6 protein-coding genes are annotated in these 4,900 nt (G+C 30.4%); 1 reads left to right on the top strand and 5 read right to left on the bottom strand.

Annotation, left to right across the window (positions count from 1 at the left end; genetic code table 11):
• Window positions 1-127: 127 nt before the first annotated feature.
• The 5 genes from B3R94_RS06275 to B3R94_RS06255 form a co-directional block, all read right to left on the bottom strand.
• Window positions 128-1,564, bottom strand: a complete 1,437-nt coding sequence (locus tag B3R94_RS06275; protein WP_291061263.1) for an FAD-dependent oxidoreductase — start codon at window positions 1,562-1,564, stop codon at window positions 128-130.
• 325 nt (window positions 1,565-1,889) lie between these two features.
• Window positions 1,890-2,474: a hypothetical protein gene (locus B3R94_RS06270; RefSeq protein ID WP_038336692.1), complete on the bottom strand. Its 585-nt coding sequence runs from the start codon at window positions 2,472-2,474 to the stop codon at window positions 1,890-1,892.
• Between the two features lie 326 nt (window positions 2,475-2,800).
• Window positions 2,801-3,052, bottom strand: a complete 252-nt coding sequence (locus tag B3R94_RS06265; RefSeq protein WP_038336694.1) for a DUF6952 family protein — start codon at window positions 3,050-3,052, stop codon at window positions 2,801-2,803.
• Window positions 3,033-3,350: a thioredoxin family protein gene (locus tag B3R94_RS06260; RefSeq protein ID WP_180904627.1), complete on the bottom strand. Its 318-nt coding sequence runs from the start codon at window positions 3,348-3,350 to the stop codon at window positions 3,033-3,035. Before B3R94_RS06260 ends, B3R94_RS06265 begins: the two co-directional genes overlap by 20 nt.
• Before the next feature lie 159 nt (window positions 3,351-3,509).
• Window positions 3,510-4,136 (bottom strand): peroxiredoxin, encoded by a 627-nt coding sequence (locus tag B3R94_RS06255; RefSeq protein ID WP_038336698.1) that lies wholly within the window; start codon window positions 4,134-4,136, stop codon window positions 3,510-3,512.
• Between the two features lie 428 nt (window positions 4,137-4,564).
• Between B3R94_RS06255 and B3R94_RS06250 the strand changes: the two genes are divergently transcribed.
• Window positions 4,565-4,786: a hypothetical protein gene (locus B3R94_RS06250; protein ID WP_291072633.1), complete on the top strand. Its 222-nt coding sequence runs from the start codon at window positions 4,565-4,567 to the stop codon at window positions 4,784-4,786.
• The last annotated feature ends 114 nt before the right edge of the window (window positions 4,787-4,900 follow it).

The following is a 4,900-nucleotide window of genomic DNA, read 5'->3' as shown; positions in this document are numbered from 1 at the left end:
AACAAGGGGAAGATTACACAATGATAAAGAATAAAGAATCAAAAGAGATACAATATGTAATGGATATCTCTAATGAATAAGGTTTACATTGTATTTTATCATCAAAACCAAAGTCAGTTTTTATAAATCACAAACTGGAAGTCCACTTCGAACCAAAGGTTACATTCCCTTTTTGAAGTACGATATCTGAATGTAAAAATTTGGCTGCATCTGCTGACTTTTTCACTTTAACGCTGCTTCGCTCCATCATCTCTTTTTCGTATGGATGTAAAACATCTTCACGTAGATTGACTTGTTTATTTTGCGCATGATAAACTGAGGTGATTTTTTGTGCCAACAATAAAGCATCTAACAAAGCCTGATTGGCACCTTGCCCTTTGAAAGGACTCATCGGATGTGCTGCATCGCCTATTAAAGTAACAGGACCTACATTTTCTAATAAATTTGGCGTTAATAAATCTCGGTCGTAAACAGGATATCCCGTAATCTGTTTAGCTTCGGTAGCGGCGATAATTTCTGGAATAGGAGAGTGCCAATGCGTTCTTTTCGCAACTTCTGTTTTTAAGGCTTCAGAACCTTTTTTACTTAAATTTTTAGCATCTTCTTCTGACATTAGAAAACTAAATTGCCACATAATCGACTCTTTATCATACGGCATCATATACATTCGTTCCGTTCCATTTGCGGTCTGAAACACCGTTGCACCATCTAACAAATGATTATCTAAATCTTTTAAAGCATTTAGTTTACAGATTCCTAAAATCACAATACAACCTAAATATCTTAATGGATTTGTATCTTCATTGATAATCAACCGACGCACCGAACTACGTATGCCGTCTGCACCAACAAGTAAATCAGCTTTAAAATGTTTTTTTATTCCATCAACATCAAACGTTAATTCGACTTTATCATCAACTTTAAAATCAGTTAATTGATGATTCCATAAAACTTGTTTATCACCACCCAATTGCTCTAAAAAAGCTAAACGCAAAGATTGTCTTGCAATGTGAATATTGGTATGTTTATTCTTGTTTTTTGCTTCAATAGCTTCTTTGTCTTGCAATTTTCTTATTCCCCATTCGCCAATCACATTTCCTTCTATGGTATGTGCCAAATGCAGCGTAGAAACAATACCCTGATCCAAAGTTGTAATTCCAAACTTTTTTAGTTCCTTACTCGCTTGTTGTAACGTTAATCCATAACCTTGCGAACGATCGTTGAAAGCGCGATCTCGCTCGAAAAGTGTAAAAGGAATTTGTCGATGCAAACACGCTAATGCTAACGCAATTCCACCAATCCCAGCTCCTACAATAGCAATATGAGGATAATTTTTATTGGTTTGAGGGAATTCTTCTGTTTGCGTTAAACCAGATCCTAAGCAAGTTGTACAAATTTGCATCGAACTTTTTGGTTTATTTGGAATAGTGTTGTCGTTTTTATTTTTTTTCGATTGAGGAAGAGAGGCTTCATAACGCAATTGTTTCTTTTTCGAAACACCTTGACTTTTTTTTCCAAGACCATTGCAATTCTTGCAGCTTATCCAATTTATTTGTTTACTCAATTCTAAAAATTTTTGCAAAAATACAATTTACTGTATTTTATTCTGTGTACTGTTTGATATTATATTTTGGAAATTACTAAAACTATTCTAATTTTTTGAATTACCAAGCTCTATTTTGAAAGCGATAAATAATTTGTTCTTAGAAAATCATTTTTTGTAATTTATATTCAGTTTCTTGTTTATTTTCAAATTGAAAAAGAAGTTATGATTTAGTGAAGAAATCTGAATGTAAGATATTTTATTCTATGAAAAACCTCGTTTAATGTTTTCTAAACGAGGTTTGATGATATTTTTGAGATAATTGTAACTCTTAAAATAAATGATGTTACTCGGTTATAACATTATTCAAAAAGTCTTGATTATTAACAAGTTGTTGAATAAGATTATCGATTGCTGGAGGTAAAAACTTTTCAAATTTAGCACCTTTTGTGTTTGCTTTTCCTGTAATTAAGTCAGTCCAAACAACTTTTCCATCTTTGTCAACCAATTGAAATTTAACTGTAATTTCTGGGATTAACTGAACAGTAGAGAATCCAGAAATTGCTTCATAATCTAATTTTTGTAACTCAGATTTTAGAATATAATCATTACTACCGTTAACTGAAATATTTTTTTCATTGAAACCATTTTTTATAGCTTCGGTTAAAATTTCTGAAACTGGTTTTTCCGCCATATATGCACCTGACATCGTTTGATTGTACATGTTTTTCTTGTAAAAAATAACCTTTTCATCACTGTATCCTCTCATGTCTTTCATTTCGTCAATTTTAACAATTTTACTAGAAGATAGTCTATCACTAACTTTTAGGTTCGATTGATAATTAATTTGCTTGACAGAATTAGATAAAGCACAACTTGTTAAGGTTATTAATGAGATACCCAAGAGAAGTGTTGTAAATTTTGATTTCATTTTTTAAAATAATATATCTTACCATAACGGAAAAAGTAACATTTAATTGTAGATAAATTTACTAATAAGGATAATTGCATAGATTTCAAAATATTGTTATTAAAATAATACGAAGGATAGAAAAGAAATTATTGAGTGATTTTAATCCTGAATTAGGAAATGAAAGATAAATTGTATTATTAGAAATTTTTGTGATAATTATTTTCTAAAAAGTAATAGTTAATCTAGGTTTATTAGTTTACTTTCTTTAATCGAAAATCTTAAGATACAAAACCAAAAAAGGATTTCAATTGAAATCCTTTTTCTATACTAACTAATTGATAAAATTATTTATCAATCGAACCCATTACGCGTTGCATAAAAGTATTGGCAGCAGTACGCTCGTCCAATCCTTCTTCTTCCATCATTTGCTTCATTTCCATAGCTCCACAAATGTTAGAAATCATTTCTCCAATTACTTCTTGTTCTGGCTCCTTTACAGCTGGAGAATCAGCATAAACTTCCAAAACTTCTAAAGCTGTTTCCATTGCTTCAATAGAAACGTTTTTTGCTAAATTCTTAAATACCGGCAGCTTCATTGATCAATTCTTTTACAGCATCAATTTTAGACGCAGTTACTTGTCCTACATTTTGTCCTCCTTTAAATACCGCGAAAGTTGGTAAGTTAGGAACATCAGCTAATTTTCTTGATTCTACTAATTTCTCAGCATCAACATATAAAAACTCAGCTTGACCTTCATATTCAGCCGCTAATTTTTTGAATTTTGGTTTTACTAAACGGCAGTTTCCACACCATCCAGCACCATATTGTACAATTACTATATTGTTATCAGCAACTACTTGTGCTAAGTTATCTTGTTCTAATTCTGCAAACATTTTATTAATTTTTAAGCGTTAAAAATTGGGTATAAAAAAGGCTGTCTAAGTGTTGAACTTAGTGATTTTTATTGAAAATGAATTCATTAAAATCTCCTGTCAATTTTTTTAGACAGCCTCTTCGTGAATTTTGAAAATCAAAAGATTTTCAAGTTATTTTTAGTGAGAAGCTAAGTAAGAAGCTACACCATCTTTAGTAGCGTTCATTGCATCTTTTCCTTCTTCCCAGTTTGCTGGACAAACTTCACCATATTTCTCAACGTGTAAAATAGCGTCTAATAAACGTACATACTCATCGATGTTACGTCCTAATGGTAAATCGTTGATTGTTTCGTGACGAACAACACCGTTTTTGTCGATGATGAAAGTACCACGGTAAGCAACTGGAGCTCCTTCAAATTTTAAAGAATCATTTTCTTCATTGTAAACATACTCACCAGCTAAAACTCCGTAATCCATAGCGATAGTTTTTGCTAAGTCAGCAACGATTGGGTAAGTAACACCTTCGATACCTCCGTTATCTTTAGCAGTGTTTAACCACGCTAAGTGTGTTTCTTCTGAATCACAAGAAGCAGCGATTACAACAGCATCTCTTTTTTCGAATTCAGCTAATTTAGCTTGGAATGCGTGTAATTCTGTTGGACAAACAAATGTAAAATCTTTTGGATAGAAGAATAAAACGATGTTTTTCTCTCCGATTGGCATTGAAAAGTTTTCAACGATTTCGTCTCCATCTATTACTGCTGGCGCTGTGAATAAAGGCGCTTTTTTTCCTACTAATGACATAATTTTAATTTTTTATATTTTGTTTTTTACTTCTCGATGTGATAAAACTTGTAATAGTTTTTATCTCTTTTACTGATACAAATTTAGACTGATATTTTAAACTGTCCATATATTTTCAATTTCAAATATAGATTATACTATAAATTATATTTATGATATATGATTAATAATAATTATTGAGTTAATATTCTATTGAAATTCAATACAACAGCCTTTTTATCTTATTTATACGCTAATTTACGAAGATTATTTACCCTAAAGAATGATATTCATTATGTTGATGATTATTTAAAATGAATTAAATTTTAGATAACTATATACTTGAATGTACCAAGTAATTTTTCTTTAACAAGTTACGGTTTTCCGTAAAAATTCTCTTAAATCTTTTCATAGTTTTGTATTTATAATAATACAATAAAAATTAAATCATGAATCAAGAATTTAAAATAGGAGACAAAGTAATTCATAAGACTACTGAAGCATTTGAAATGATAATTATTGACTTTGAAAAACGCTGGGAAAATAATATAGCAAAACAAACTTTTACACCTAATCCAAAATATCCCATTTGTAGATATTACAACAGTAGAACTAACAAATGGGAAAAGGAAACTTTTAATGATTTTGAATTAGAACTTTTAGAAGAATAATAGGCACTCTCCTTTAAAGTGTGTAAGTTATAAATAACTTGGGTTAGGATATTTTTAAATTCTAACCCTTTTTTGATATAAATTCAAGAATTGATACCCGTAGTGCATTTGTAT

Source organism: Empedobacter sp. UBA7611 (assembly GCF_002484365.1).
Taxonomy (GTDB): Bacteria; Bacteroidota; Bacteroidia; order Flavobacteriales; family Weeksellaceae; genus Empedobacter; species Empedobacter falsenii_B.
Note: the sequence above shows the minus strand (reverse complement) of the source record. Positions and strands in the feature narration are given on the sequence as shown.

What these genes read in the sequence shown, in the direction of transcription:
- B3R94_RS06270 (WP_038336692.1), bottom strand. Translation starts at nt 2,474, where the DNA reads ATGAAATCAAAATTTACAACACTTCTCTTGGGTATCTCATTAATAACC.
- B3R94_RS06265 (WP_038336694.1), bottom strand. Translation starts at nt 3,052, where the DNA reads ATGAAGCTGCCGGTATTTAAGAATTTAGCAAAAAACGTTTCTATTGAA.
- B3R94_RS06260 (WP_180904627.1), bottom strand. Translation starts at nt 3,350, where the DNA reads ATGTTTGCAGAATTAGAACAAGATAACTTAGCACAAGTAGTTGCTGAT.
- B3R94_RS06255 (WP_038336698.1), bottom strand. Translation starts at nt 4,136, where the DNA reads ATGTCATTAGTAGGAAAAAAAGCGCCTTTATTCACAGCGCCAGCAGTA.
- B3R94_RS06250 (WP_291072633.1), top strand. Translation starts at nt 4,565, where the DNA reads ATGAATCAAGAATTTAAAATAGGAGACAAAGTAATTCATAAGACTACT.